The 26,551-nt window shown below is 66.7% G+C and carries 23 protein-coding genes; 17 read left to right on the forward strand and 6 right to left on the reverse strand.

What is annotated here, in order from left to right; all coding sequences use genetic code 11:
- The first annotated feature begins 130 nt into the window (after positions 1-130).
- Both ASF16_RS15165 and ASF16_RS15170 read left to right on the forward strand, forming a co-directional pair.
- On the forward strand, positions 131-1,087 hold the full coding sequence (locus ASF16_RS15165; protein WP_056168593.1) for a tripartite tricarboxylate transporter substrate binding protein: 957 nt from the start codon (positions 131-133) through the stop codon (positions 1,085-1,087).
- A 125-nt stretch (positions 1,088-1,212) separates the two neighbouring features.
- A complete protein-coding gene (locus ASF16_RS15170) occupies positions 1,213-2,148 on the forward strand; it encodes an SMP-30/gluconolactonase/LRE family protein (protein ID WP_056168596.1) in 936 nt (311 codons plus the stop codon).
- Between the two features lie 262 nt (positions 2,149-2,410).
- Here the strand turns inward: ASF16_RS15170 and ASF16_RS15175 are convergent, their stop codons facing one another.
- On the reverse strand, positions 2,411-2,878 hold the full coding sequence (locus ASF16_RS15175) for a nuclear transport factor 2 family protein (RefSeq protein ID WP_056168599.1): 468 nt from the start codon (positions 2,876-2,878) through the stop codon (positions 2,411-2,413).
- Positions 2,879-2,960: 82 nt separating this feature from the next.
- Here ASF16_RS15175 and ASF16_RS15180 point away from each other — a divergent pair, with 82 nt between their 5' ends.
- Entirely contained in the window at positions 2,961-3,527 is a 567-nt protein-coding gene (locus tag ASF16_RS15180; RefSeq protein ID WP_056168602.1) for a TetR/AcrR family transcriptional regulator, read from the forward strand.
- A gap of 80 nt (positions 3,528-3,607) precedes the next feature.
- On the opposite strand, the gene ASF16_RS15185 is transcribed toward ASF16_RS15180, so the two are convergent.
- Entirely contained in the window at positions 3,608-4,735 is a 1,128-nt protein-coding gene (locus ASF16_RS15185; RefSeq protein ID WP_056168605.1) for an NADH:flavin oxidoreductase/NADH oxidase, read from the reverse strand.
- Positions 4,736-4,870: 135 nt separating this feature from the next.
- On the opposite strand from ASF16_RS15185, the gene ASF16_RS15190 reads away from it, so the two are divergent.
- The 3 genes from ASF16_RS15190 to pcaC all read left to right on the forward strand — a co-directional run bounded on the left by ASF16_RS15190 (position 4,871) and on the right by pcaC (position 8,656).
- Positions 4,871-5,812 (forward strand): LysR family transcriptional regulator, encoded by a 942-nt coding sequence (locus tag ASF16_RS15190; protein WP_056168608.1) that lies wholly within the window; start codon positions 4,871-4,873, stop codon positions 5,810-5,812.
- Positions 5,813-5,905: 93 nt separating this feature from the next.
- Entirely contained in the window at positions 5,906-8,104 is a 2,199-nt protein-coding gene (gene katG, locus ASF16_RS15195) for a catalase/peroxidase HPI (RefSeq protein ID WP_056168610.1), read from the forward strand.
- 159 nt (positions 8,105-8,263) lie between these two features.
- Complete coding sequence (pcaC, locus tag ASF16_RS15200) at positions 8,264-8,656, forward strand: 4-carboxymuconolactone decarboxylase (RefSeq protein WP_056168613.1); 393 nt, start codon at positions 8,264-8,266, stop codon at positions 8,654-8,656.
- A 150-nt stretch (positions 8,657-8,806) separates the two neighbouring features.
- Here pcaC and ASF16_RS15205 read toward each other — a convergent pair whose 3' ends face one another.
- A complete protein-coding gene (locus ASF16_RS15205; RefSeq protein ID WP_056168618.1) occupies positions 8,807-9,352 on the reverse strand; it encodes a PAS and helix-turn-helix domain-containing protein in 546 nt (181 codons plus the stop codon).
- A gap of 76 nt (positions 9,353-9,428) precedes the next feature.
- Between ASF16_RS15205 and ASF16_RS15210 the strand changes: the two genes are divergently transcribed.
- From ASF16_RS15210 to ASF16_RS15235, 6 genes are all read left to right on the forward strand, one after another.
- Positions 9,429-10,166 (forward strand): CoA transferase subunit A, encoded by a 738-nt coding sequence (locus ASF16_RS15210; protein WP_056168621.1) that lies wholly within the window; start codon positions 9,429-9,431, stop codon positions 10,164-10,166.
- A gap of 2 nt (positions 10,167-10,168) precedes the next feature.
- On the forward strand, positions 10,169-10,807 hold the full coding sequence (locus ASF16_RS15215; protein ID WP_056168624.1) for a 3-oxoacid CoA-transferase subunit B: 639 nt from the start codon (positions 10,169-10,171) through the stop codon (positions 10,805-10,807).
- A 241-nt stretch (positions 10,808-11,048) separates the two neighbouring features.
- On the forward strand, positions 11,049-11,648 hold the full coding sequence (locus tag ASF16_RS15220; protein WP_235507387.1) for an ECF-type sigma factor: 600 nt from the start codon (positions 11,049-11,051) through the stop codon (positions 11,646-11,648).
- The gene (locus ASF16_RS15225; protein ID WP_156372081.1) at positions 11,645-14,338 is read left to right on the forward strand and encodes a serine/threonine-protein kinase; all 2,694 of its coding nucleotides are present in this window, start codon (positions 11,645-11,647) and stop codon (positions 14,336-14,338) included. Before ASF16_RS15220 ends, ASF16_RS15225 begins: the two co-directional genes overlap by 4 nt.
- 203 nt (positions 14,339-14,541) lie before the next feature.
- A complete protein-coding gene (locus ASF16_RS15230) occupies positions 14,542-15,567 on the forward strand; it encodes a glycoside hydrolase family 5 protein (RefSeq protein WP_162241083.1) in 1,026 nt (341 codons plus the stop codon).
- Between the two features lie 2 nt (positions 15,568-15,569).
- On the forward strand, positions 15,570-16,670 hold the full coding sequence (locus tag ASF16_RS15235) for a glycoside hydrolase family 5 protein (RefSeq protein WP_162241084.1): 1,101 nt from the start codon (positions 15,570-15,572) through the stop codon (positions 16,668-16,670).
- Positions 16,671-16,743: 73 nt separating this feature from the next.
- Here the strand turns inward: ASF16_RS15235 and ASF16_RS15240 are convergent, their stop codons facing one another.
- From ASF16_RS15240 to ASF16_RS15250, 3 genes are all read right to left on the reverse strand, one after another.
- Positions 16,744-17,346: a hypothetical protein gene (locus ASF16_RS15240; protein WP_056168633.1), complete on the reverse strand. Its 603-nt coding sequence runs from the start codon at positions 17,344-17,346 to the stop codon at positions 16,744-16,746.
- A 160-nt stretch (positions 17,347-17,506) separates the two neighbouring features.
- Positions 17,507-17,800: a hypothetical protein gene (locus ASF16_RS15245; protein WP_056168635.1), complete on the reverse strand. Its 294-nt coding sequence runs from the start codon at positions 17,798-17,800 to the stop codon at positions 17,507-17,509.
- A 160-nt stretch (positions 17,801-17,960) separates the two neighbouring features.
- On the reverse strand, positions 17,961-18,248 hold the full coding sequence (locus ASF16_RS15250; protein WP_056168637.1) for a hypothetical protein: 288 nt from the start codon (positions 18,246-18,248) through the stop codon (positions 17,961-17,963).
- A 499-nt stretch (positions 18,249-18,747) separates the two neighbouring features.
- Between ASF16_RS15250 and ASF16_RS15255 the strand changes: the two genes are divergently transcribed.
- The 5 genes from ASF16_RS15255 (at position 18,748) to ASF16_RS15275 (ending at position 26,539) form a co-directional block, all read left to right on the forward strand.
- Entirely contained in the window at positions 18,748-20,052 is a 1,305-nt protein-coding gene (locus tag ASF16_RS15255; RefSeq protein WP_056168648.1) for an HD-GYP domain-containing protein, read from the forward strand.
- Positions 20,053-20,175: 123 nt separating this feature from the next.
- Positions 20,176-20,580: a VOC family protein gene (locus ASF16_RS15260; RefSeq protein WP_056168651.1), complete on the forward strand. Its 405-nt coding sequence runs from the start codon at positions 20,176-20,178 to the stop codon at positions 20,578-20,580.
- Between the two features lie 132 nt (positions 20,581-20,712).
- Complete coding sequence (imuA, locus tag ASF16_RS15265) at positions 20,713-21,603, forward strand: translesion DNA synthesis-associated protein ImuA (RefSeq protein ID WP_156372082.1); 891 nt, start codon at positions 20,713-20,715, stop codon at positions 21,601-21,603.
- Positions 21,563-23,071, forward strand: coding sequence for a DNA polymerase Y family protein (locus tag ASF16_RS15270; RefSeq protein ID WP_056168653.1), 1,509 nt, complete (start codon positions 21,563-21,565; stop codon positions 23,069-23,071). Before imuA ends, ASF16_RS15270 begins: the two co-directional genes overlap by 41 nt.
- A 174-nt stretch (positions 23,072-23,245) precedes the next feature.
- Positions 23,246-26,539 carry an error-prone DNA polymerase gene (locus tag ASF16_RS15275; protein WP_056168655.1) on the forward strand — a complete coding sequence of 1,098 codons (3,294 nt, stop codon included), beginning with the start codon at positions 23,246-23,248 and terminating at the stop codon, positions 26,537-26,539.
- Positions 26,540-26,551: the final 12 nt, after the last annotated feature.

Raw genomic sequence — 26,551 nt, forward strand, 5'->3', positions numbered from 1 at the left:
AGGGAAAGCCCGGCGAACAGGATTTTGAATAAAAAATGGCCTCTACCGCTTGTCCATCAAGCGGTTATAGCTATGTTATTAATAGCATTTGGGCTGAATGCCCGCATGAACGATGGATCGGAGACAAGACATGTTGCGTTTTCTCAAACCCCTGATCACCGCCTGCGCCCTGGCCACGGGCCTGGCCCATGCCGCGTTCCCCGAGCGCCCGATCACCATCGTCGTGCCGTATGCGCCCGGCGGTGCGGCCGACGCCGTGGCCCGCGTGCTGGCCACGCGCCTGGGTGCCAGGCTGGGCACCAGCGTGATCGTGGACAACAAGGCCGGCGCCAGCGGCACCATCGGCGCGAGCTACGTGGCCAAGGCCAGCCCTGATGGCTACACGGTGCTGTACGACGCCACGCCGTACTCCATCAACCCGCACCTGTTCCCCAAGATGCCGTATGCCGCCAACGCGCTGCAGCCGCTGTCGCTGGTGCTGCTGGCGCCCAACGTGCTCATCGTGAAGGCGGACTCGCCGCTCAAGAACATCAACGACCTGGTCGCCCGGGCCAATGCGGCGCCGGGCAAGCTCAACTTCGCCTCGGGCGGCAGTGGCACGGTGCAGCGCCTGGCGGCCGAGCTGATGCGCCAGCAGCTGAACCTGGACATGGTGCACGTGCCCTACAAGAGCGGCGGCCCCGCCATCACCGACGTGATGGCCGGCCAGGTGGACTTCATGTTCGGTACCGTGGCGGCCACCTACCCGCACGTGTCGGGCGGCAAGCTGCGCGCACTGGCCGTGTCGGCACCCGAACGGTCCAAGCGCCTGCCCGACGTGCCCACGGTGGCCGAGACGGTGATCCCCGGCTACGAAGCATATGAATGGAACGGCATGTTCCTGCCCGCAGGCACGCCCGAGCCTATCGCTGCCAAGCTGCGCGAGGCCGTGCAGGAGGTGATGAAGGAAGACGAGCTCAAGCAGCGCCTGGCCGACATGGGCGCGCAGCCCGTGGGCTCCACGCCCGCCGAGTTCGCGGCCTTCCTCAAGAAGGAAGACAGCAAGTGGGGCGATGTGGTGCGCAAGGGCAACATCAAGCTGGACTGATCGCCCATGGTCCTGCCGTTGCGCGATGCCATGCCGCATGGATGCGGTGGGGGCCGCCTCGTCGACAACCCGGCACGGCGGTATGGTTTCGGCGCTCCTGCCTGAACAACAAGAAAGACACCGCCATGTTTCTGCTGCAACCACCCCAGGTCCGTGACCTGGATGTGTTCACCTCCATGCCCGACCACTTTCGCCGCCGCGAGCGCAGCGAGTGGGCCGATGCCAACCGGGGCGGCACCGTCACCGATTCGTTTCTGGAGGGCCCGGTGTTCGACGACGCAGGCCACCTGTACGTGACCGACATCCCGTGGGGCCGCATCTTTCGCATCAGCCCAGAGGGCGCGTGGACGCTGGTGGCCGAGTACGACGGCGAGCCCAACGGCATGAAGTTCATGGACGTCGGCACGCTGCTGATCACCGACTACAAGAACGGCCTCATGCGCCTGGATGTGGCCACCGGCACCGTCACGCCGCACCTGGAGCGCCGCAACAGCGAGCGCTTCAAGGGCGTGAACGATTTGATCTTCGACGCCGACGGCAACCTGTACTTCACCGACCAGGGCCAGAGCGGCCTGCACGACCCGAGCGGCCGCCTGTACCGCCTGCGCCCGAATGGCCAGCTCGACCTGCTGCTGGCCAATGTGCCCAGCCCCAACGGCGTGGCCCTGTCGCCCGACGGGCGCGTGCTGTATCTGGCGGTGACCCGCGGCAACTGCGTGTGGCGCGTGCCGTTGCTGCACGACGGCAGCGTGGCCAAGGTGGGGCAGTTCTTCACGTCCTACGGCCCCAGCGGCCCCGACGGCCTGGCCGTGGATGCGCAGGGCCGGCTGCTGGTGGCCAACCCGGGCCTGGGTTATGTCTGGGTGCTCAACCACCGGGCCGAGCCCGAGCTGGTGCTGCGCGGGCCGGCGGGGGCATCGACCACCAACCTGGCTTTTGGCTGCGGGGCAGGCGAGGGCGCCCGCACGCTGTACGTGACCGACTCCACGCACGGCCATATCCTGCGCGCGGACATGGACGCATCCGGCCTGCCATTGCACGCAGCGCGCGGTCGTCAGTAAATCAACGGTAGCCGCGGCGGCGGCAAAACAGCGCAGCGGCTTTGGGCCGTGGGTGACCATTTTTTGGTCGTGCGATGACACTGCAAGCCAGGCGCCCGGTACGTGTCGGTGGTGGTGTGAGGTGAAGACCTGGGCGGCCGCGGTGGCTGCCGGGGGCCGACTGCACTCTTGTGCGGCAACCCCGCCACAATTGCCCTGCGGCCTTGGGGCGCACGGCTGAGTCGCTCAGCCCGTGTCACCCTCTGCCTTGTCGGGATACTCTTCACAAACCCAGATCGGACAGACCGGGGTGGTCATCGGGGCGGCGACCCAGAGGCCAGTGGAATTTGCGCTCCGATTCCTTGATGGGCATGTCGTTGATGCACGCGAAGCGCCGTTGCATGAGCCCGTCGGCCGCGAATTCCCAATTCTCGTTGCCATACGAGCGGAACCAATTCCCAGCGTCGTCATGCCACTCGTAGGCGTACCGAACCGCGATGCGGTTGTCGCCATACAGCCAGAGTTCCTTGATGAGCCGGTAATCAAGCTCCTTCGTCCACTTTCTCTCCAGGAAGGCCTGGGCTTCGGCGCGGCTGTTGGCGAACTCGGCCCGGTTGCGCCACTGCGTGTCGGGGGTGTAGGCCATCGCAACCTTGGCCGCGTCGCGGGTGTTCCAGCCGTCTTCGGCCAGACGGACCTTTTGAACAGCGCTTGCCAATGAGAACGGGGGAACGGGTGGGCGAGTTTCCATGAGGTGACCTTTGAAGTAAGTAGAAAGATCTGTCTACATGACAATATTAATGTGTGTGGAACGATCTGTCTACAATATCCGCATGAAAACTTCTGACCAGACCCCAGAGCCATTGCCACCCCGGGAGCGCATCCTGATGGCGGCCCATGCGCTCTTCTACGGAGAAGGCATCCGGGCCACCGGCGTGGACAAAATCATCGAGCGGTCTTCGGTCAGCAAAGTCACGTTCTACCGGCAGTACGCCAGCAAAGACGACCTGATCAGGGCCTACCTTGACTACCGCCATGCCAAATGGATGGACTGGTTCCAAGGCAGTTTGGCGCACGCCACGGCTGCGGGTTCGTCAGCGGTGGGGGCACTCGTCACGACCCTTAAAAGTTGGTTCAGCCAGCCTGACTTCAGGGGTTGTGCATTTCTCAATGCAGCGGCGGAACTGGGGTCGTCCGATCCCGAAATCCTCGCCACGGTCCGTCGCCACAAGCAGGAGATGTCGTCCGTGCTGGACGACCTGTTCAGCCGCGATGCCGCGTCTTCGGGGCGTGCACTATCGCTGGTGATCGATGGCGCCATCGTTCATGCGCAGATGGGTCATGGCGTGGATGATGTGATGAAAGACTTCGAGGCCGTGGTCTCACGCCATGTGCGCTGACTGAGGTGCTCTCAGCCTGGCGCCGCACCCAGGAGCCAGGACCTGCGGGGTCGCGGAGAGCGGCGCCTGATACCCCAGCCTCAAGCCGTCTGCTGGGTAGAGCGCGCAGCGCCCCGGTAGCGCGATAGCCAGTGGGCATACGGCGCGGGCAGCGTGGTCCATTCGGGCTTGGGCGCGCCCAGCACCTGGGCCAGGTGGTAGGTGTAGTGCGGGTTGGACAGGTGGGCGCGGCCGATCATCACCAGGTCCATCTGCCCATCCGCCACCGAGCGCTCGGCGACCTGCGGATCATCGATGCCCCATGACGATGCCACGGGCAGGCCGGCTTCGCTGCGCACGCGCTGGGCCACCGGGGCCAGGAAGGCCGGCGTGGCCCAGGGGATCTGCGTCTCTGCGATCACGAAATTGGCGCTCACGTTGACCATGTCCAGGCCGCGCTCGCGCATCTGGCGCACCAGCTCGATGGATTCGGCCACGGTTTCCTCGTCGCGGCCGTCGTATTCGATCACGCCGAAACGTGCCGTGAGCGGCAGGTGCGCGGGCCAGACCTTGCGCACCGCCTCCACCGTTTCCAGCAGAAAGCGTGCGCGGTTGTCGAAGCTGCCGCCGTACTGGTCGGTGCGCTGGTTGCTGTGGGCCGAGAAGAAGCTCTGCGCGAGGTAGCCGTGGGCAAAGTGCAGTTCCAGCCATTCGAAGCCCGCGGCCACCGCACGGCGGGCAGCGGCGACGAAATCGGCCTGCACGCGGGCGATGTCCTCCAGCGTCATAGCCTTGGGCACGCGGGGCAGGCCGCCGCCATAGGCAATGGCGGACGGGGCGATGGGCTGCCAGGCACGCGGGTCGTCCGCGGGAATGTGGTCGTCGCCTTCCCACGGGCGCTGGGCGCTGGCCTTGCGCCCGGCGTGGCCGATCTGGATGCCGGGCACGGCGCCGGCGGCCTTGATGTTGGCGGCGATGCGGGCCAGGCCTTCGACCTGCTGGTCGTTCCAGAGGCCCGTGCAGGCCGGTGTGATGCGGCCTTCGGGCGACACGCCGGTGGCCTCGACGATCACGAGGCCTGCGCCGCCACGGGCAAGGCCGGCGTAGTGCGCCTGGTGCCATTCATTGGTCAGGCCGTCGGTGGCGCTGTACTGGCACATCGGCGGGACGGCGATGCGGTTGCGCAGGGTGACGCTTTGGAGCTGGAACGGGGTGAACAGGGCAGACATGTAGCTTTCTTTCTTGTACGAGACTGAAAAATGGAGTGAAGCGGGGAGGGCCAAAGGACGCAGTGGCCACGCACGGTGAGGATGGTGGGTACGATCCAGCCATAAACCAAATCGATATTTCTTATTTTTGAAATCATGAAAATAGATATCAGATCCATGGACCTCAACCTGCTCAAGGCCCTGGACGCGTTGCTGGACGAGCGCAGCGTGACCCGCGCCGCCCAGCGCCTGTCCCTGACCCAGCCGGCAGTGAGCGGCATGCTGACCCGGCTGCGCGAGAGTTTTGACGACCCGCTGTTCGTGCGCACGCAGCGCGGCATCACGCCCACCTTGCGGGCGCAGGAGCTGGCCGCGCCCGTCAAGGAATTGCTGGGCGGGATCGAGTCCTTGCTGCAGCCCCGGGCGTTCGACCCGGCCACGGCGCAGATGACCGTGCACCTTGCTTCCACCGACTACGCGCTGCAGGTGGTGGTCGTGCCGTTCCTGGCCCGGCTGCGGCGGCATGCGCCCGGTGTGCGTGTGGCCGTGGTGCCCGCCCAGCACTTGCCGGTGTACGAGCGGCTGGAGCGCGGCGACATCGACCTGGCCCTGATCAGCCCGGAGAACACGGCGCCCGACCTGTACGCCCGTCACCTGTTCGACGAGTGCTATGTCTGCGTGATGCGCGAGGGGCACCCGGATGCCCAGGGTGGTGTGCTGTCGCTCGACCGTTTCTGTGCGCTGGACCATGCGCTCATCTCGTACACCGGCGGCAGCTTCTGCGGCGTGACGGACGAGGCGCTGGCACGCCTGGGCCGGTCACGCCGGGTGGCGCTGTCGATCACCAGCTTTCTGGTGCTGCCGCAGATTCTGCGCACCAGCGATTTGATCGCGGTCGTGCCGCAGCGGGTGGTGGCCGATGCGCCGGGGCTGGTCGTCATGGAGCCGCCGGTGGCCATACCGGGGTTCGTGAAAACTGCCGCCTGGCACGAACGCACCCACCGCTCCGCGGGGCATCGCTGGGTGCGCTCCGTGCTGTTCGACACCTGTGGTTGCGGGGAGCCGGAAGCTCCGTTGAAGCTCGCTCATTTTCAATAAAAACTATCGCCTTGATGAAGATGATTGCCTTTTCAATGGGGTGCACATTTTTTAGGATCGGAGCCGTTCATCAGCCATAACAAGGAGTGACCCATGACGACAGACGCAAAGTGCCCCTTCGATCACACCCAGGCCGCCGCGCCCAAGGGCCGTGGCAACGCCGACTGGTGGCCCAACCAGCTGAACCTGCGCCCCCTGAACCAAAGCTCGCCGCTGGTCGACCCCATGGGCGACGGCTTCAACTACGCCGAAGAGTTCAAGAGCCTGGACCTGGCCGCGGTGAAGGCTGACCTGCACGCGCTGATGACCGATTCGCAAGACTGGTGGCCGGCCGACTTCGGCCACTACGGCCCGCTGTTCGTGCGCATGGCCTGGCACAGCGCCGGCACCTACCGCCTGGCCGATGGCCGCGGCGGCGCCGGGGCAGGGCAGCAGCGTTTTGCGCCCCTGAACAGCTGGCCCGACAACGCCAACCTGGACAAGGCCCGCCGCCTGCTGTGGCCCATCAAGCAAAAATACGGCCGCAAGATCTCGTGGGCCGACCTGATGATCCTCACGGGCAACGTGGCTCTGGAATCGATGGGCTTCAAGACCTTCGGCTTTGCCGGTGGCCGCCCCGACGTGTGGGAGCCCGATGAAAACGTGTACTGGGGCGCCGAGAGCACGTGGCTCGGCGGCGACAAGCGCTACAGCGGCGAGCGCGACCTGGCCAAGCCCCTGGCCGCCGTGCAGATGGGCCTGATCTACGTGAACCCCGAAGGCCCGAACGGCAACCCCGACCCCCTGGCCGCAGCGCGCGACATCCGCGACACCTTTGCCCGCATGGCCATGGACGACGAAGAAACCGTGGCGCTGATCGCCGGCGGCCACACCTTCGGCAAGACCCACGGCGCAGGCGACGCGGCCCTGGTGGGCCTGGAGCCCGAAGGCGGCGGCATCGAGGACCAGGGCTTCGGCTGGATCAGCAAGCACGGCAGCGGCTTTGGCGGCGACGCCATCACCAGCGGCCTGGAAGTCACCTGGACCACCACGCCCACGCAGTGGAGCAACAACTTCTTCGAAAACCTGTTCGGCTTTGAGTGGGAGCTGACCAAGAGCCCCGCCGGCGCGCACCAGTGGACCGCCAAGAATGCCGAGGCGTCCATCCCGCATGCGCACGACCCGTCCAAGAAGCTGCTGCCCACTATGCTGACCACCGATTTGTCGCTGCGCTTCGACCCGGCCTACGAGAAGATCTCGCGCCGCTTCCTGGAGCACCCCGAACAGTTTGCCGATGCGTTTGCCCGCGCCTGGTTCAAGCTGACCCACCGCGACATGGGCCCACGTTCGCGCTACCTGGGCGCGGACGTGCCGGCCGAAGTGCTGGTGTGGCAAGACCCCGTGCCGGATGTGGACCATGTGCTGGTCGACGCACAGGACGTGGCGGCGCTCAAGGCCCAGGTGCTGGCATCGGGCCTGTCGATCGCCGAGCTGGTGTCCACCGCCTGGGCGTCGGCCTCCACCTTCCGGGGTGGCGACAAGCGCGGCGGTGCCAACGGTGCCCGCATCCGCCTGGCGCCGCAAAAGGACTGGGAGGTGAACCAGCCCGCGCAGCTGGCCAAGGTGCTGGGCCAGCTCGAAGCGATTCAGCAGGCGTTCAATGCAGCGCAACAGACCAGCGGCAGCGGCAAGAAGATCTCTCTGGCCGACCTGATTGTGCTGGCCGGCGGCGCCGCGGTGGAAGCCGCCGCGAAGAAGGCGGGCCAGGATGTGACGGTACCGTTCACTCCCGGCCGCACCGATGCATCGCAAGCGCAGACCGATGTGCCATCGTTCGAAGTCATGGAGCCTGTGGCCGATGGTTTCCGCAACTACGTGAAGCCGGGCCTGGAAGGCGCCGTGTCCGAGTTGTTGATCGACCGTGCCAACCAGCTCACGCTGACCGGGCCCGAGATGACGGTGCTGGTGGGCGGCCTGCGCGTGCTGGGTGCCAACGTGGCGGCCGCGTCGGCGCACGGCAACTTCACGCAGCGCCCGCAGACGCTGAGCAACGACTTCTTCGTGAACCTGCTGGACATGCGCACCAAGTGGCAGAAGTCCGCAACGTCGGCAGGCGTGCTGGAAGGTGTGGACCGCGCCGGTGGCGCGCCGAAGTGGACGGGCACGGTGGCCGACCTGGTGTTCGGCTCCAACTCGCAACTGCGCGCCCTGGCCGAGGTGTATGGCAGCAGCGATGCGCAGGCGGTGTTCGTCAAGGACTTCGTGAAAGCATGGACCAAGGTGATGAACCTTGATCGATTTGATGTGGCGTGATGATGCACAGTGCCGCTGAGTGAGCGGTAGCCTGCTGTTCACTCAACACAAACCAACGCCGCGCAGCCCATGGCTTGCGCGGCGTTGGTGTTTGTGGGCATCGCTACCATTGATCGGTTGCCGAACCGACCATTCCGAAACCATGAAGGAGAAGACCGCATGACACAGCCCCCCGCATCGAAGGACTACGAACAAGGCCTGGCCACCCGCCGTGAGGTCATGGGCGACGACTACGTGGACCGCGCACTGGGCAATGCCACGGCGTTCACCCAGCCCATCCAGGAGTTCATCACGCGCAATGCGTGGGGCGATGTGTGGCAACGGCCCGGGCTGGACCGCCGCACGCGCAGCATGATCACCGTGGCCATGCTGATCGCCATGGGCAAGCAGCACGAACTCAAGGCCCACGTGCGCGGCGCGCTCAACAACGGTGTGACCGCCGAGGAACTGCAGGAGTTGCTGCTGCACGCGAGCATCTATTGCGGCTTGCCCAGCGCCGTAGACGCATTCCGCACGGCTGCCGAAGTGGTTGACGGACCCATGAAGGGGTAACGGACAGGAGGTTCAAAACCGAGTCCTGCGATCTGCACGCGGCCTTTGCCACTGGCGCGATCCACGCCAGTGCACCCGTGGAACTGGCTTTGCCGGGCCACCGGGTGCGTCTCCCTTGGAGGAAGACGCGAAGCGGCTCAGGGGGGCTTGTCAACTCCCAGCGAGGAGTTTCTGCACGAGATCGGCGGCGGTGGATGCGTTGTACTTGCGCATGAGCCGCGCCCGGTAGATCTCCACCGTGCGGTGGCTGATCTCCAGCGCCTTGCCGATCTCCTTGGACGTGAGCCCTTCGAGCAACCGGGCCGCCACCTCGCGCTCGCGGCCGGTCAGCTCGGCCTTCACCGGGCGTTGGGCCGACAGGTCTTCGAAGCTCCAGATGCCCGAGGCATGCGGGTCGGCGCGGTTCAAGGCGCGGCCCGACACATGGCACCAGAAGACCTCTCCGTTGGCGCGCTTCATGATGCGGTTGTCGGCGTAGTGGCCTTTGGCGTTCAGGATGGGCTCCATGTGCGCGCCCAGGCGTTCGTACTCGTCGGCGCTGGGGTACAGGACCTGGAAGGACTGGCCGATCAGCACCTCGCGCGAGGCGCCGAACATCTCGCACACATGCCGATTGCAGTCCACCATGGTGCGGTTGCGCGAGAGCACCAGGCCTACGGGGGCCATGTCGAAAGCCAGCCGGTAATCAACGTCCATGGTACAAGTCTTTACGAGAAACTACTTATGCAGATACGTAGTATCGTAGCGCATCCCAATTCATAAGGAGATCGTGGTGAACAAGATATTCCCCTCGGCTGCCGAAGCCCTCAAAGGCGTGGTGGCAGATGGCCAACTGATGGCTGTCGGTGGCTTCGGGCTGTGCGGTATTCCGGAGGCCCTGATCGATGCGCTGCGCGATTCTGGCGCCAAGGATCTCACCGTGATCTCCAACAATGCCGGTGTCGACGGCTTCGGCCTGGGCAAGCTGCTCGAGACGCGCCAGATCAAGAAGATGATCTCGTCGTACGTGGGTGAGAACAAGGAGTTCGAGCGCCAATACCTGGCGGGCGAGCTGGAACTGGAATTCACGCCCCAGGGCACGCTGGCCGAAAAGCTGCGGGCTGGCGGCGCGGGCATTCCGGCCTTCTTCACCAAAACGGGTGTGGGCACCATCGTGGCCGATGGCAAGGAACTGCGCGAGTTCGACGGCGAAACCTATGTGATGGAGCGCGCCCTGGTGCCCGAGGTCTCGCTGGTCAAGGCCGATGTGGCCGACAAGTCGGGCAACCTGCGCTTCAACCTGACTGCGCGCAACTTCAACCCCGCAGCCGCCACCGCTGGCAAGGTCTGCATCGTCGAGGTGGAAAAAATTGTGGAAGTGGGCGAGCTGGCCCCGGACGACATCCACCTGCCGGGCATCTACGTGCACCGCATCGTGCTCAATGCCAATCCCGAAAAGCGCATCGAAAAACGCACCATCACCGAAGCGCCGCGCGACCCCGCGGCCCAGACAGAGAAAGCAGGAGCCTGACCATGCCGTGGACCCAAGACCAGATGGCCGCCCGTGCGGCGCAAGAACTCGAAGACGGCTTCTACGTGAACCTGGGTATCGGCATCCCCACGCTGGTGGCCAACTTCACGGGCGACAAGGAGGTGTGGCTGCAGTCTGAAAACGGCATGCTGGGCATCGGCCCCTTTCCGACCGACGACAAGGTGGACCCGGACCTCATCAACGCCGGCAAGCAGACGGTGACGACCATCAAGGGCTCGTCCATCTTCGGTAGCGACCAGTCGTTCGCCATGATCCGCGGCGGCAAGATCAACCTGTCCATCCTGGGCGCGATGCAGGTCAGCGAAAAGGGCGACCTGGCCAACTGGATGATCCCCGGCAAGATGGTCAAGGGCATGGGCGGCGCGATGGACCTGGTGGCCGGCGTCAAGCGCGTGATCGTGCTCATGGAGCATGTGGCCAAGAAGAAGGACGGCACCGAAGACCTGAAAATTCTGCCCGCCTGCACACTGCCCTTGACGGGCGTGGGCGTGGTGGACCGCATCATCACGGACCTGGCGGTGCTGGATGTCACGCCCGAGGGGCTCAAGGTGGTGGAACTGGCACCCGGCGTTGCGTTCGACGCGCTGCAGGCCAAGACGGGTGTGAAGTTGATCGCTTGATCTCTTGACCATGTGATCGTTTGATCGTGTGATCCCAGCGAGCGGGCCATGTCCCGCAGTGCTGTATGCAAGGCCGGGCACCCGTGGGTGCGCCGGCCTTTGTTGTGTCTGGGGAAAAGGTTCGTGGGCCAGTCATCGCCTGCGCGCCCTTTGTGTCAAAACGTAGGAACACGGCGGGCACTGCACGTTCGCCCCTATGATCGCGCCGAACCAATCCGGGCGCCCCATGTCATCGCTTGCCTTGTCCCCACCCTCCCTGTCCCAGCCCCCCATCACGCAGCTGCTCAATGCCTGGTCTGAAGGCAAGGACCAGGCGCTGGAGCGGCTGATACCGCTGGTCTATGGCGATCTCCAACGCATCGCCCAGTTCCATATGCGGGGCGAGCGTGACGACCATGTGCTGCAGCGGACAGCGCTGGTCCACGAGGCCTTCATGCGCCTGGGCGAGCAGCGCGGCAACGTGTGGGCCTCGCGCAGCCAGTTCTTCGGCTGGATGTCCACGCTGATGCGCCGCATCCTGGTGGACCACGCCAGAAACCGCGATGCCGTCAAACGCGGCCGCGGCGCCACCGACAAGAGCCTGGATGCCTTGAAGGAGGACGCGCCCGAGGACATGCTGGCGTGCGCATCCAGCGAGCAGTGGCAAAGCCTGCTGCACCTCGACCAGGCCCTGGCACGCCTGGAGCAGCTCGATGCGCGGCAGGGCAGGGTGGTCGAACTGCGGTTCTTCGGGGGGCTGTCGGTAGAGCAGACCGCCGAAGCGCTGAAGGTGTCCGAGGCCACCGTCAAGCGGGAATGGGCCACAGCCCGCGCCTGGCTGCTGCGCGAACTGAACCCGTGACGGGCACAGCCAGCCCGGACAACGCCGCGCAGGCAGCGCGCTGGCAGCGGCTCAAGCGCATCCTGGCCGACGCGCTGGAGATGCCGGCCGAGCAGCAGCAGGCCTTCCTCGCGCAGCACGCGTACGATGCCCATGAGCTGCACGAGTTGCTGTCGCTGCAGGCCGCAGGTCAGTCTCAGAGCCCGCTGCTGGATGCCGGATCTGGCGCCATGCTGGCCGAGGCCGTGTCGGCACGGTTCGGTGCCGATTGGTTGGGGCGAGAGCTGGGCAGCTACCGGCTGGTAGAGCTGATCGCCCGCGGCGGAATGGGGCAGGTGTACCGCGCCGAGCGCCTGGACGGCGCGCCCGGCGGCGACGTTGCCATCAAGCTGGTGCGGGACGGCTTGGGGAGCGGGGCTCTGGCCTCGCGCTTTTTTGCAGAGCGCGAGATATTGGCCAGACTGCAGCATCCGAACCTGGCGCGGTTGCTCGATGGCGGGGTGGCCGACGGCGTGCCCTACCTGGTGATGGAGCTGGTGCATGGGGAGCCCATCGACACGTACTGCCAGCGCAATGCGCTCACGCTCGAGCAACGCATCGCACTGTTTCAGACCCTGTGCGGCGTGGTGCACTACGCGCACGGCGAAGGCATCGTGCACCGTGACCTGAAGCCGGACAACGTGCTCGTCACACACCACGGCGACGTGAAGCTGGTTGATTTCGGCATCGCCAAGAGCCTGGGCAACCAGCCCCAGGCCGGCACCGCCACCACGGTGCGGGTGATGACCCTGGCATGCGCCAGCCCCGAGCAGGTGCGGGGGCAGCCGATCACCCCGGCCAGCGACGTGTATTCGCTGGGTGTGCTGCTGTACCAGTTGCTGACCGGCCAGGCGCCCTACCGGCTGGACGCAGCCAGCGACGACCTGGAGGTGCGCAAGGCCATCTGCGAAACCACGCCCGTGCGCCCGAGCCGGGTGGTCACCGGCGCCGCGCGCCAGGCGCTGGGCCAGGGCGTGGATGCGGTCGTGATGAAGGCGCTGAGCAAGGAGCCCGGGCAACGGCAATCGAGTGCGCTGGCGTTGTCGCAAGAGTTGAGCGCGTGCAGGCATCGCCTGGCGCAGGGCCAGCGCAAGACCTGGGCTGGCGCGGCGGTGGCATTCGTTCGCCAGCGACGAGCCCCTGCAGGCGCGGTGGTGGGGGCCGGCGTGCTCGCCCTTGCGGCCCTGGCCGTTGTGGCATGGGGGTGGCATGCGCGGGAAGTCTCCAGCCAGCAGGCGCACCAGTTGCAACAGGTGCAACAGGTGCATCAACTGCAGCAGCTACAGCAGTCGCTGGAGTCTTCACTGGCGGAAATCGAGGCTGGGCAAGAGTCCCTGGTGCCGGCCAGCCAGCAGCGCGCATCCATCGCGCATGGGGTTGCGCGGCTCGCAGAGCTGAAAGATTGGATGGCCACGAACGGCCTCAGCGCCCAGCCGGCGCTGCACATGGGCATCGGAATGGCCTATGTGCGCATTGCACAGGTACAAGGCGGTCCGCAGGGAATTCATCTGAACGACACTGCAGGCGCCATGGGCAACTACGCCCTGGCGGTGGCGGCGCTCGACACGGCCCTGAATCACCAGCCCGACGGGGACACTGCGCGCCGTGCCCGCCAGGCCAAAGCCATGGCGCACAGCGGCTGGGCTCGCTTGCTGCAGTGGGAGGGCCAGTACGACGAGGCGAAATCCATGGCCGCAGAGGCGGTGGCAGACGCGGCGGGCATCGCCCAAGCCGACGTGGCGGATGAGCAAGGGCGCCTGCTGTTGGCCCGCGTGCAGCTGGACTTTGCCCACGTGCTCGCGAGCCAGCAGAAAGAGGCCGAAGCGCAAGCGGCGCTGCACGCTGCGCTAGCCCTGCTGGAGGCCGTGTCGCCAAAGCACCCCATGGACCCGAGCGTGGCCGAGGTGCTGGCGGACGCCCATGTGTTGCGTGGGCAGCGGTGGATGCACGCAGGCTCTGGCACGGCCTCCCAGGCAGGACATGCCGTGGACCCGGGGCACGTCGGACAGGTTGCACAGGCTGTACAGACCGTACATACCATACAGACTTCTCGCAGCGCAGAAGAGGCAGCCAAGGCGTTCCAGCAAGCAGAAGACGGGCTCGAGCCTGCCGTGCAGGCACAACCGCGCAGCGTCCGATTGCAGTGGCGGCTGGCGCTGGTGCGGCGCGATGGGGGCGTAGCGCTGTGGCGCTTAGGCCGTGAACGCGAGGCCCTGGCAAACATCCAGCGGGCACAGCAGCAGCTGCAGGCGCTGCACCAGACGGCACCCGATCAGCCATTGCTGCAGCTCGGCGTGGCCGAGGTGTCGCTGGCGTTGGGAGACATCCTGCTGGCAACCGGGACTGCCGATGCGGCTGTGCAGGCCCTCGCGCCCGCGGTGGCGCTGTGGACAGACCTGGCACCGTGGCCTTCCTCCGACAGGCGGGCACAGCTTCGGCATGCGCAGGCGCTTTATGCCTTGGGCAAGGCGCTGCTGGCGCGGGCACCCGTGTCGTCGAACACGCTGAACGAGCCCATTCCGGCTGACTGGCTGCAGGCCTGCGAGAGCTTTGGCCGCAGCCTGAAGCTTCTTGCGCCCATGCAGCCGCGCTGGCCCGGTGATCCGCTGGTGCCCGATGCAGCCCGTGTGCTGGAAATGCGGCAGGTGCTTCGCACCTGCCCGACCGCGTGATGCCGGGAGGCCCGCTGGGCGGGGATCGCGTCGCGCAGCGCTGGCCTTGGTGTGCGCAGGCGCTGGTTTTGTGGTTCGTGCCACTGCCACTGCCACTGCCGCTGCTATTGATACGGATATCGATGGCGATATTGGTACCGCTGCTTTTGCTGAGTGCAGGCATGCGGCAGGCCCAGGCGCAAAACTCGCCATCGGCCGCTGTAATGGCCCCTGTCGCCAGCCAGCCCATGGGCGCCGGGTCTGGTGCATCGCGCAAGGCGTGGGCCACGTCGGCGGCGTTGTCACGTGGCATCAACCTGACGGTGTATGCCGCGCCGCGCGAGGGAGACTGGGGCCTGCGCATGGACGACCAGTGGATCGACACCCTGGCCCAGGCAGGCTTTCGCAGCGTGCGGCTGTCGGTGCGCTGGAGCAACCACGCTGCCGCAAGCCCCGATGCGCTGCTCGACGAAGCCTTTGCCCGGCGCATCGACCGGGTGGTGGATGCCCTGCTCGCCCGCGACTTGCGGGTGGTCATGAACATGAGTTTTTACAGCCAGCTCAGCGGCTGGCCGCTGGACGAAGGCGAGGCTCCCGTCGCCGCCCGCGTCGTGCGCACGCGCTTCATCAACATTTGGCGGCAGTTGGCCCGGCGCCATGCGCATCGCTCGGATCGCCTGGTGTTCGAGCTGTACAACGCGCCGCAGGGCCCGCCGCAGCAGTGGAACAGCCTGGCCGCAGCGGCGCTGGCAGGCATCCGGCAGAGCAACCCCGTGCGCATCGTCGTCATTGCGCCCCTGCGCAATGAAGCCAGCCACCTGGCGGATTTGTCATTGCCCCGCGACCCGCATCTGGTGGTTGCCATTCACAACCGGGAGCCACGCACGTTCACGAACCAGGGCCTGCCCTGGTTTGCCGGTTCCGACAAATGGCTGGGTACGCACTGTTGCGACGAGGCTCAGCGCGTGTCGCTCGAACGCGATCTCGACCTGGCCAAGGCGTGGTCTGATGTGCATCGCTATCCCCTGTGGATCGGGTCTTTTGGCGCAGCCAGCACGGCGCCCATGGAGTCGCGGGCCCGGTATCTTCGCCTGATGCGCGAGGCTGCCGAAGCGCGTGGCATGGCCTGGGCCCATGCGGATTTTGCGGCCAACTTCAATGTGCGCGACCCGCCGCTGGACTCGGGCATCTACGACGTCGTGAAGCGGCAATGGCACCGCCCGTTGCTCGACGCGCTGCTCGGGCCATGAGGATGAAGATGCGCTGTGGCACGGGCTCGTGCTTGGCGGCCGTGGGCCTGTGGCTGGCCCTGCTGTGGGGTGGTGCAAGTGCGCAGGCCCAGGCGCTGCCATCGCCACCATCTACTCCATTGACGTCATCGCCACTACTGGGCGCTGCGTCCGGGGCTTCACGGCAGGCATGGGCCGCGGCTGCCGGGTTGTCGCGCGGCATCGGGCTGGTGGCGGCGCTGGAGCCCTCCACGCCACTGTCGGAAGGCAGAGAGATCGCCGACACCCTGGCGCAGGCGGGCTTTCGGTCCGTGCGGCTGACGGTGCCGCAGGCCTCCTTGCGCGCATTGGCCGGGCTGCAGAACCGCGAGCAGGCGGCGCGCCTGAAGGAGCTCGATGCCATGGTCGATGCGCTCCTTGCGCGTGGGCTGTCGGTGGTGCTGGCCCTGCGCAACGAGCCGGGGCATGGGGCCGCCGCTTCGACCGTGCAAGACAAAGGCGGGTCTGCGGGCCCAGCAAGGCATCGTGAAGCGATGGTGATCTGGCAGCACCTCGCGCAGCGTTATGCCACGCGGCCTCAGCGTTTGTTGTTCGAGGTGTCTCTGGTGCCGGGCGGGACTGGGGCGGTCAAGAACCAGCGAATGTCCTCGCTCTTGAAGGCCATCCGCCAGAGCGATGCCACGCGGGTCGTGGTGGTGGGGTGGAGCGAGGCTGTCGGCGTGTCGGAGCTACGTGTGCCTGCCGACAGGCATCTCATCGTCGGTATCACGCATGCAGAGCCTTTCCGATTCATCCGCCAGGGCGCGCCGGGCGTTTCCGGGTCCGACCTATGGCGCGGCAGCACGTGTTGCAGCCCACAGGAAAAGCAGTTGATGGCATTGCCGCTGGACATCGTGCACGCCTGGTCGCTGGAGCACCGCTACCCAGTGTGGGTGCAGGAGTTCAGCTCCTACCAAGACATTCCCGCCGAACTGCGCGCCCGCCATGCCCGCCTGGTGCGCCAGGCCGCGGAGGAGCGTGGGTTGCCGTGGGCGTACGGAGATTGGTCCGGCGAGTTCGGTGTGTACGACCCCGTACGCCGCGAATGGGAGCCTTCGATGCTGCGGGCCTTGACGGGGCCTTGATCGGGCCTTTATCGGGTCTTGAAGCCAGGGTGCCTTCAGGCCGGCGGATTCTCACTGCACCGGGTGCCGTGTGTCAGGACACCCACCAGTCCTGCACCAGGAAAGGCGCGCTCTGCCCAGGCACCGACACCATGAGGAGCCCGCGGCCACACAGCGGGCCGCAGCGGGTTCCCAGGTAGCGGATGGCCACCGCAGCGGCAGGGCGCTTGTCGCCCGCCACGAGCACGGTGGCCGAACCCGCCTCCAGAGCCGCCAGCAGTGTGTACTGCGCCTGGGCATCCAGCGTGGTGACCGTGTGCGAGCAGCCGTGAGCGGTGGCGGTGGAGCCGTTGGGTGGGACGGTGGCGGTTGCCGCGGCCAGCAACGCAGCGGCACGCTGGCCTTCGATCAAGGCCATGCGTTCGGACTCGGTCGTCCATTGCGCAGGCCGCGCGGCAGCCCTGACCGCCAGTTCCTGCGGGTCGAGCAGCACGGTCACGCGGCCCAGCGGGACTGCAATGCACGGCTGGGGTGGTGCAGTGCGTTGGCTGACCATGCGGGTCTCGTCCACGTCCGTGCCAGAAGGAGGGCGGACGACCGGGGCTGCAGTGAGGGCCGTGGAGACAAGCATCAGGGCGATGGAAAACAGCGTGCTGCGGTACCGCGGATACGCCGATGGAGGCAGGGTCTCTGGCATGGACAGCAGCGGGGTGGCCGAATGGGGGATGTGAAGCGCCTGTGATGGCCGCTGTGCATTGTGCAAAGGCCTGGGCCAGGAGTCTACCGTCGGCAAACGCGGCGCCCCAAGCAAAACGGGCTCCGAATGGAGCCCGTTCAGGGTGGCAGTCAGCCGCGAATTACATCGCGCTGATTTCGCCCGAAGGGATTGTGCCGGTGCGCACGGCTTCAGCAGCCTGTGCACGCACTGCAGCGCGGTCGGCCGTGGACTTGTAGGTCACCACGCGCGAGCCTGCTGGCTCGATGCTGCGGGTCTGGGCGACGCTCGAAGCTTCGGCAGCCACTTCAGCGCGGGTGCGGTTCGTTTCAAACTTGGTGGCGAACTGCGAAGCGTCGGCTTCGTCAGCGTGGGCGCCGAAGGCAGCGAAAGCGGACACAGCGGCGATGGAGAGGAAACGTGCGGTCTTGTTCATGATGAAAGTCCAGTGTATTTTTTAGAAATCAGGTTTTTATAAAGAGAGTCAGGAAGCTGAATCCGTCGGATTCAGATCAGCCTTGCTCACCCGAAGGGATCTGGCCGGTGCGCACAGCGTCAGCAGCCTGGGCACGCACAGTGAATCCGTCGGATTCAGATCAGCCTTGCTCACCCGAAGGGATCTGGCCGGTGCGCACAGCGTCAGCAGCCTGGGCACGCACAGCAGCGCGGTCAGCGGTGGACTTGTAGGTCACAACGCGCGAACCTGCTGGCTCGATGCTGCGGGTCTGAGCAACGCTCGAAGCTTCTGCAGCCACTTCAGCGCGGGTGCGGTTGGTTTCGAACTTGGACACATATTGCGAAGCATCGGCCTCGTCGGCTTGTGCACCGAAGGAAGCGAAAGCGGCAACGGCGGCGATGGAGAGGAAGCGTGCGGTGTTGTTCATGATGGAAGTCCTTGAATTAAATGAGCGTCTCAAAAAAACCGGAGAGAAGACAAACAGGTCGATGCTTCCTGCCGGGTTCGGTGAGTCGCCTTGCGGGTTCGGCTCATCGATGGGTTGAACTGTACGCGGATGGACGCTCAAGAAAAACCACCGAGTCGCGAACTAACTGTTCCAGTATTGGAAACAATCGGCGCGGAACTTTTCAGGGTTTACCCGCCACATACCGCTGGTGGGGGCTTTTCAGGGGTACCTATGGTGGAAACCCCTTATGCGATTTCGGGACAGTGAAATCGTACAGAACATGCTGTTTTCTGGCGGTGTCGGCTGGCAGAAGGCCTGCAAAGCGCCGGGTCTCCTACCTCCCATCTCTTGCCATCCCCTGCCATCTCTTCCCATTTGCACTTGATGCATCTCAAGGCTTCAAAGGCTGCGGCATCTTTGTGGTCCTGGCAGGCGGGCGAAGGTCTTATATTCGAAGGCCACCATTTGTGCCCTTTGCATGACCGAACCTTCCGTACCGGCAGACATCGATACCGCAGACAGTCCCCACTACCTGCGTGCCCTGACCGACATGGCCGACCGGCGCACCGTGGTGGCCGATGCAGCCATCTACACCGACAACGGCATCAAGCTGGTGGAGAAGGGCACGCGCATCGACAGCCGGCTGTACGACCGGCTGGTGCAGCACAAGCTGCGTGAGCCCATCGATCGGCACTTGTCCATCGAGAACCCTGTGGATGTGCCGGCCCTGATGGCCGCAGCCCAGGCGCTGGTCGAGCAGGAATCACTGCCCAACATGCTGGCCCAGGCCCTGGGCTCTGGTGCGCGGCTGCTGTCGCCGCTGCGAGCGGTACCGCTGCCGGCCCCCATGGCCTGCAAGCTCACGGTGATGCGCGAGCAGCGGCCGGAGTTGTTCCAGCACAGCCTGCAGATGATGACGGTGGCGCTGTTCCTGGGGTTCAAGACCGGCCTGGGAGAGCGCGACTGCGCCACCCTGGCCGCCGCCGCCTTGCTGCACGACCTGGGGGTGCTGCACATGGACCCGGCCTGGAGCGACCCGGACCACAAGGTGGTCGGCGTGCAGCGCAAACACCTGGTGGCGCACCCCATCACGGCCATGCTGATGATCCGGGACACCCGGGCGTATGCCAAGGCGGCTGAAGTGGCCGTGCTGGAGCACCACGAGCGCATGGACGGCAGCGGCTACCCGCGGGGCCTGGCGGGTGGGGACATCACGCCGCTGGGGCGCATTTTGTTGCTGGCCGAGGTGGTGGCCGCCTTCTACGAAAAATACGAGGACATGCCGGCGCAGCGGCTGTCGCTGGTGCTCAGGCTCAACCACCGCAAGTTTCCGGCGGCGCTGGTGGCCTGCATCCTGCCCCTGCTGCAGGAAGAAGTGGCCCGTGAATCGTCGCTCATGCCGCTGGGCAACGATGCCCCACGCCAGATCGAACTACTGGCCGAGGCCTTTGCCTACTGGGACAGTCTCAAGGCCGCAGTGCCGGGCGGTGCCAAGGCTTTGCCCGGCAGCGCTTTTGCATTTGCCGACGCCCGTCTGCTGGCCTTGCAGAAGACCTTGCTCGAATCGGGCTCCCATCCGCGGCAGCAAAGCGAACTCATGGCCCAGCTCGACGGCGATGCCATCGGTCTGGCCGAGGTGGCCCTGGTAGGCCGTGAAGCGCTGTGGCAGCTGGAAAGCATCCTGAACGCCTGCCACCGCCGCTGGCCCCAGTTGGCCGACCGTGCCACAGCAGAAGACACGGCCGTGGCCGACTGGTGCGACTGGGCTGTCCGCAGGCTGTAGTGGGCAGGACGCGCGAACATGCGCGCACAGGTGGCGAGGACACGTGGCCGTAGCGCGGCAGGCGGGTGGCGTTGGCCCGCGCGGATTTCATGCACATCGGAGATCTGAGATAGGAGGCTTGAAATGATCGACCACACAGGCATCACCGTTTCGCAACTCGGGCGCAGCCGGCAGTTCTATGAGTCCGTGCTGTCCACGCTGGGCTACGGCGTGACGCTGGCGCTGGAGGATGCCGTGGGCTTTGGTGCCCGGGCCCTCAAGCCCGGGGATGATCCGGGAGGGGATTTCTGGATCTCCGCCGGTCCACCATTCACGCCCCGCTCGCACATTGCGTTTCGCGCAGACAGCGAGGCCCAGGTGGTCGCATTCCACCAGGCGGCGCTGGCTGCGGGCGGCAGCGACAACGGCGCACCGGGCCTGAGACCCCGGTACCACGCGCAATATTTCGCTGCCTTTGTGCTCGACCCGGACGGCTACAACATCGAGGCCGTTTTTCATGGTGGGAGCGCTGCGCCCACCACGTCTTAGAGCAGCAGGTTCGTGCAGGCGCAGTCTTCCGCTGCGGTCAGGCGCCTGAAACAATCTGCTGAATTTTTGGGAGGTGCGGCAAAATACTGTGTATATTTACAGTATTGATGTTGTTGAAAGACGCCCCTTCCCATGTCTGCGCTGCCCATTCCCCGCCGGATGGTCGCATCCGATCTGCCGTCCGCCGTACCCGGCGTATGGCATGCGGATTCGCTGGGCGCGAGCTTGCAGCAGACCCAGCCGTCGGGCTATGCGCTGCTGGATGAGCAGCTGCCAGGCGGGGGGTGGCCGGTGGGTGCGCTGAGTGAGGTGCTGCAGCCTTTGCCCGGTTTGCACGAATGGCAGCTGGTGCTGCCAGCCCTGGCGCAGGCCGTGGCCGCGCGCACCGGCGCTGTGGTGGGCGTGGCGCCGCCGTATGAACCCTTTGGCCCGGTGCTGCAGGCCCGCGGGCTGGCTGCCCAGCGGTTGTGCCTGGTGCAGGCCGAGGGCGCCTCTGCGCTGTGGGCCGCAGAGCAGGCATTGCGATGCCGCGACGTGCTGGCCGTGATGGCGTGGCTGCCCCAGGTGCAGCCTGCCGCACTGCGCAGGCTGCAGTTGGCGGCCGCCCAGCATCAGCAACTTTTGTGGGTCTTCCGGCCTTTGGCGGCGGCTCCGCAGGCGTCGCCGGCCTTGCTGCGGCTGCAAGTGCAAACACCGACCCCGCAGTCAGGGCGCGGGCAGGGGGCGCAGGGCGATGCCTCTGCATTCCCTGCGATGCAGGTGCAGATCCTCAAGCGCAGAGGTCCCCCGCTGATGCAAGACCTCTACCTGCCCGGATGCCACCCCAGGCTGGCCCACGAACTACACGCCCAGGCCGCGCGCCGGCGGGCCCTTCATGAGGCCGCACACGGCATGGCTGTGTCCGCACCATCCCCGGCAGCTGCAGGGCTGCGCAGTGCGGACGTGGCGTGGGTGTCCCAAGCCGGCCCAGAGAGGAGGGGGCATGCACTGGATCGCACTGCCTTTGCCACGGTGGCAGGCTGATGCGCCCGCTGCCCTGGCAGACGCCACCGCCGTGGGCTGGTGGGCGCTGCGCTTTACCCCCCGGGTGGCGCTGGTGGATGGTGATGCCTTGCTGCTCGAAGTCTCCACCACCGAGCGGCTCTGGGGCGGGCGCGAGACCTTGCTGAGACAGGTGTGCGAGGCCTGGGCGCTGGCGGCTGAGGCGGCTGTCGATGCCGGTGCTGGTGCTGGTACTGAGGGCCTGCCGCCGCCTGGCCCCTCGCTCGTCTGGGGTTGCGGCCCTACCGCGCTGCTCGCGCAGGCGGTGCTGCGGATGGCGCTGGCCGGGCGGGCGCTGCCTGCCCGCATGCCGCAGGGCCTGCCCCTGCACACCCTGACGGCGCTGCGCCCCCATGTGGCCAGCCTGGAGCGCATGGGTTGTCGCACCTGGGGCGCCTTGCAGTCCCTGCCGCGCGCAGGGGTAGCGCGGCGCTTTGGTGCTGCCGTACTGCAGGTGCTGGACCAGGCCCTGGGCGATGCCCCCCAGGCGCACAGCTGGCTGGAGCTGCCCGAGGCATTCGTGCTGACGGCCGAGCTGCCCGCCTTGGCCGAGTCGGCCGATGCGCTGCTGTGGAGCGCGGGCCGCTGTCTCACGGTGCTGCAGGGCTGGCTGCAGGCGCGCCAGCAGGGCGCGCTGGGGCTGGAGCTGGCCTGGCGGCACGACCTGCGCCGCATCGACGGCGTGGCGATAGCGCCCACGTGTGCACTGCAGGTGCGCACGGCGCAGGGCACCCAGGACATGGCGCACCTGCGGCGCCTGCTGTCAGAAAACCTGACGCGCACCCAGCTGGCCGCGCCCGCCAACCAGATCACGCTGCGCCTTCTGGAGTCCGCACCGCTGCAGCAGCGCAGCGCCAGCCTGCTGCCCCCGGATGACCGCCGGGGCGGTGACGATGCCGCGGGCGCATCGGCCGAGGCCCTGCACCAGCTGCTCGAGCGCCTGTCCGCCCGCCTGGGCACCGACCGCGTGCTGGCCCCGGTGCTGCAGGCCGACCACCGCCCTGAGCACATGCAGCAGTGGCGCCCGGCGGCAGAGGTGCTTCGCGTGGCAGTGGCCACAGGCCGCTCTGCGTCCAGGGCGGCGCCCATCCATGCTGCAGATGCCGCCCTCGATGCCACGCCCGATGCCTTGCTGCAACCCACCTGGCTGCTGAACCCGCCGCGGCGCCTGGCGGTGCAGGGCAACCGGCCGTGCCACCACGGGCGGCTGCGCCTGCTGGACGGACCCCACCGGTTCGAGGCGGGTTGGTGGTGCACGGCCGAACAGGAAAAGGAAAAAGACCCGACCCACCCTGGCACCGGTCTGGCACTGCGCGACTACTTCGTGGCCTACAACGATGTGGCAGGGCTGGTGTGGGTGTTTCGGGAGCGCCTGGCACCGATGGCCGACGGCGCGCAAGCGGTGGTGGTGCGCCCGCACCGCTGGTTTCTGCACGGCATTTTTGCTTGATGCGGCAAGGGCTACTTCGGTGGGATCGGTCTCTTCATCTTTCAACGCGGTGGCGGCAGCGGCTGATGCTGCTTGTCCCATCGCTGTTGTCCCCGTGTGTGCAGCGGCCCTGGTTTTTGCCCGTGCCTTTGTTGCTGCCTTCGTCTTTTGCCTTGTCGCCGCGGGGATTTCCCCATGAGCAAGCCGGTGCCCCCAACCCCCAACGGCGCTGGCTCTGGTCGCTTGCCCGACTACGCCGAGCTGCACTGCCTGTCCAACTTCAGCTTCCAGCGGGGGGCGTCGCACCCGCAGGAGCTGGTCGAGCGGGCAGTGAAGCTGGGCTACCGGGCATTGGCACTGACCGACGAGTGCTCGGTGGCCGGCGTGGTGCGGGCGAAAGGGAAGGCGGAGGAACTGGGCCTGCATCTCATCGTCGGCAGCGAGTTCCTGTGGGGGGACCTGCGTCTGGTGGCGCTGGCGCGCGATGCCGAGGGCTGGGGCAATCTGTGCGAGTTCATCACCGCAGCGCGCGCCGCCGCACCCAAGGGCCAATACCACGTGGGCCCGGGCAGCCCGTTTGGTTTGCTGCAGGGTTGCGAGCTGCTGCTGGCGCCCATCAGGTCGCGCTTTGATGCTTCTGATTTGATAGCTGTCAGCGCTTGTGTAGCAAGCGGTAGGGCACAATTTGACGCTGGTTTTGAAGGCCATGTCTGGCTGGCTGCCGAGCTGCACCTGGCGGCGGACGATGGAATGTGGCTGGCTGCGCTGCAGCAGGTGGGGGCCGAGCTGAACCTGCCGCTGGTGGCCGCAGGCGACGTGCACATGCACGCCCGCTCCCGCAAGCCGCTGCAGGATGTGATCACCGCCGTGCGCCTGGGTTGCACCGTGGCCGAATGCGGCTTTGCGCTGCAGGCCAACGCCGAGCGCCACCTGCGCCGGCGCGTACGGCTGGCGGGCCTGTACCCGCCGGACCTGCTGGCCGCTACGCTCACCGTGGCGGGGCGCTGCACCTTCAGCCTCAACGATGTCAAGTACCAGTACCCGCTGGAGACCGTGCCCGAAGGCATGACACCGGCGCAAGCGCTGTCCTGGCTGGTGGAGTCGGGCGTGCAAGGTCATTACCCGGGGGGCGCACCCGACGCCGTGCTGGCGCAGATCCGCAAGGAGCTGGACCTGATCGCGTTCTGCAAGTACGAGATGTACTTCCTCACGGTGCACGACATCGTGCGCTACGCGCGCGGCGAGGGCATCCTGTGCCAGGGGCGCGGCTCGGCGGCGAACTCCGTGGTCTGCTACGTGCTGGGCATCACCGCAGTGCCGCCCGAAAACACCAATCTGCTGTTCGAGCGCTTCATCAGCAAGGAGCGCAAGGAGCCGCCCGACATCGATGTGGACTTCGAGCACGACCGCCGCGAAGAGGTGATCCAGTATATCTATGGCAAATACGGACGCGACCGCGCTGCCATTGCCGCCGTGGTCACCTGCTACCGCACCCGCAGCGCCTTGCGCGACGTGGGCAAGGCGCTGGGCGTGGGGCCTGCGCTGGTGGATGCGTTTGCCAAGGACCACCACTGGTTCGACGAAGAGATTGCCACCGACCGGCTGCAGGAGCTGGCCGAGGCCGTGGGCACGCCGCTGCACCGGCGCACGGCCCAGCTCTGGCTGGACCTTGCGGCCGAGCTCATCGACTTTCCGCGCCACCTGAGCCAGCACGTGGGCGGCTTCGTGCTCACGCAGGGCAAGCTCACGCGGCTGGTGCCGGTGGAGCCTGCGAGCATGGACAACCGCTCCGTCATCCAGTGGGACAAGGACGACCTGGATGACATGGGCCTGCTCAAGGTGGACGTGTTGGCGCTGGGCATGCTCAGCGCACTGCGCCGCTGCTTGAACCTGCGCGCAGTTTTGCGCGGCGAGCGCTGGGGCCTCAAGGACATCCCGCACGCCGACCCCGCCACCTACGACATGATCTGCGCTGCCGATACGGTGGGCGTCTTCCAGATCGAGAGCCGCGCGCAGATGAGCATGCTGCCGCGCCTGCAGCCGCGCGAGTTCTATGACCTGGTGGTGGAAGTTGCCATCGTGCGTCCGGGCCCCATCCAGGGCGGCATGGTGCACCCGTACCTGAAGGCACGAGAGCGCAGGCGCAGGGGCGAGCCGCTGCAGCTTGAAAAGCCCGAGCTCGAAACCGCGCTGGCGCGCACGCTGGGCGTGCCGATCTTTCAAGAGCAGGTGATGCAGATCGCCATGGTGGCCGCAGGCTTCAGTGCCGGCATGGCCGACGACCTGCGCCGATCCATGGCGGCATGGAAGCGCCGGGGCGGCGTGCACCGCTTCGAGCGCCCGCTCGTCGGCGGCATGGAGGCGCGTGGCTACCGCACGGAGTTTGCCCAGGCCATCTTCCAGCAGATGCTGGGCTTCGGCGAATACGGCTTTCCGGAAAGCCATGCCTACAGTTTTGCCCTGCTGGCCTACGCCAGCAGCTGGCTCAAGTGCCACGAGCCCGCGGCCTTTCTGGCGGCACTGCTCAACTCGTTGCCCATGGGGTTCTACACCGCATCGCAATTGGTGCAGGACGCGCGCCGCCACGGCGTGCGGGTGCTGCCCATCGACGTGACCCAGAGCGATCTCGACTGCACGCTGGAGGGCGACCTGGAGCACCTGCGGCCCCACAAGGGGCTGCAGGCGCCGCCCCTGCCGCAACCGGCGGTGCGGCTGGGCCTGCGCCTGGTGGCCAGCCTGCAGGGAGATGCTGCCGAGCGCCTGGTGCAGACGCGCCTGGCAGGCCCCGCCTTTGCCAACACCGAAGACCTGGCCCTGCGCGCGCAGCTGAGCCAGCAGGACCTGCAGGCGCTGGCCGCGGCCGATGCACTGGCCAGCCTGTCGGGCCACCGGCGCCAGCAGATGTGGGAGGCTGCTGCCCAGCATGCCGCGCCGGCCCTGCTGCGCGATGTGCCGGTGCACGAGGCGCCGCTCGCGCTGCCCGCCGCACCGGAAGGCGAAGAGATTCTGTTCGACTACGCCGCCACCGGCTTCACCCTGCGCCGCCACCCGCTGGCCCTGCTGCGCCCGCGCCTGGAGCGCTGGCGGCTGCTGAGCGCGCTGCAATTGAACGCCATGCCCCACGGCCGCAAGGTGCGCGCATGCGGCATCGTCACCGTGCGCCAACGCCCGGGCACGGCCAAGGGCACGATGTTCGTCACGCTCGAAGACGAGACCGGCCCGGTCAACGTGATCGTGTGGCCGTCGCTGGTGGACGCCTGGCGCAACGCGCTGCTGCGCTCACAGCTGCTGGCGGTGGAGGGGATGTGGCAATGCAGCGTGCCGGAAGGTGGTGCTCCAGGGCAGGGCCATGGCCCGTCTTCATCATCGCCATCGCAGGGCCCGGCACCGATGGTGGTGCGCCATCTGGTGGCCCAACGCTTCAAGGACATGACTCCGCTGCTCGGGCGCATGGCCCAGGCCCTGCAGGGCAGCCGGGATTTTCATTGAGGCGCCTGTGCA

This window comes from Acidovorax sp. Leaf78 (genome assembly GCF_001422735.1).
Classification (GTDB): domain Bacteria; phylum Pseudomonadota; class Gammaproteobacteria; order Burkholderiales; family Burkholderiaceae_C; genus Acidovorax.

Excerpts from the sequence above, each read along its gene's own strand:
- ASF16_RS15165 (WP_056168593.1), top strand. The coding sequence starts at position 131 with ATGTTGCGTTTTCTCAAACCCCTGATCACCGCCTGCGCCCTGGCCACG.
- ASF16_RS15170 (WP_056168596.1), top strand. The coding sequence starts at position 1,213 with ATGTTTCTGCTGCAACCACCCCAGGTCCGTGACCTGGATGTGTTCACC.
- ASF16_RS15175 (WP_056168599.1), bottom strand. The coding sequence starts at position 2,878 with ATGGAAACTCGCCCACCCGTTCCCCCGTTCTCATTGGCAAGCGCTGTT.
- ASF16_RS15180 (WP_056168602.1), top strand. The coding sequence starts at position 2,961 with ATGAAAACTTCTGACCAGACCCCAGAGCCATTGCCACCCCGGGAGCGC.
- ASF16_RS15185 (WP_056168605.1), bottom strand. The coding sequence starts at position 4,735 with ATGTCTGCCCTGTTCACCCCGTTCCAGCTCCAAAGCGTCACCCTGCGC.
- ASF16_RS15190 (WP_056168608.1), top strand. The coding sequence starts at position 4,871 with ATGAAAATAGATATCAGATCCATGGACCTCAACCTGCTCAAGGCCCTG.
- katG (WP_056168610.1), top strand. The coding sequence starts at position 5,906 with ATGACGACAGACGCAAAGTGCCCCTTCGATCACACCCAGGCCGCCGCG.
- pcaC (WP_056168613.1), top strand. The coding sequence starts at position 8,264 with ATGACACAGCCCCCCGCATCGAAGGACTACGAACAAGGCCTGGCCACC.
- ASF16_RS15205 (WP_056168618.1), bottom strand. The coding sequence starts at position 9,352 with ATGGACGTTGATTACCGGCTGGCTTTCGACATGGCCCCCGTAGGCCTG.
- ASF16_RS15215 (WP_056168624.1), top strand. The coding sequence starts at position 10,169 with ATGCCGTGGACCCAAGACCAGATGGCCGCCCGTGCGGCGCAAGAACTC.
- ASF16_RS15230 (WP_162241083.1), top strand. The coding sequence starts at position 14,542 with ATGGCCCCTGTCGCCAGCCAGCCCATGGGCGCCGGGTCTGGTGCATCG.
- ASF16_RS15235 (WP_162241084.1), top strand. The coding sequence starts at position 15,570 with ATGAAGATGCGCTGTGGCACGGGCTCGTGCTTGGCGGCCGTGGGCCTG.
- ASF16_RS15240 (WP_056168633.1), bottom strand. The coding sequence starts at position 17,346 with ATGCCAGAGACCCTGCCTCCATCGGCGTATCCGCGGTACCGCAGCACG.
- ASF16_RS15245 (WP_056168635.1), bottom strand. The coding sequence starts at position 17,800 with ATGAACAAGACCGCACGTTTCCTCTCCATCGCCGCTGTGTCCGCTTTC.
- ASF16_RS15250 (WP_056168637.1), bottom strand. The coding sequence starts at position 18,248 with ATGAACAACACCGCACGCTTCCTCTCCATCGCCGCCGTTGCCGCTTTC.
- ASF16_RS15255 (WP_056168648.1), top strand. The coding sequence starts at position 18,748 with ATGACCGAACCTTCCGTACCGGCAGACATCGATACCGCAGACAGTCCC.
- ASF16_RS15260 (WP_056168651.1), top strand. The coding sequence starts at position 20,176 with ATGATCGACCACACAGGCATCACCGTTTCGCAACTCGGGCGCAGCCGG.
- imuA (WP_156372082.1), top strand. The coding sequence starts at position 20,713 with ATGTCTGCGCTGCCCATTCCCCGCCGGATGGTCGCATCCGATCTGCCG.
- ASF16_RS15270 (WP_056168653.1), top strand. The coding sequence starts at position 21,563 with ATGCACTGGATCGCACTGCCTTTGCCACGGTGGCAGGCTGATGCGCCC.
- ASF16_RS15275 (WP_056168655.1), top strand. The coding sequence starts at position 23,246 with ATGAGCAAGCCGGTGCCCCCAACCCCCAACGGCGCTGGCTCTGGTCGC.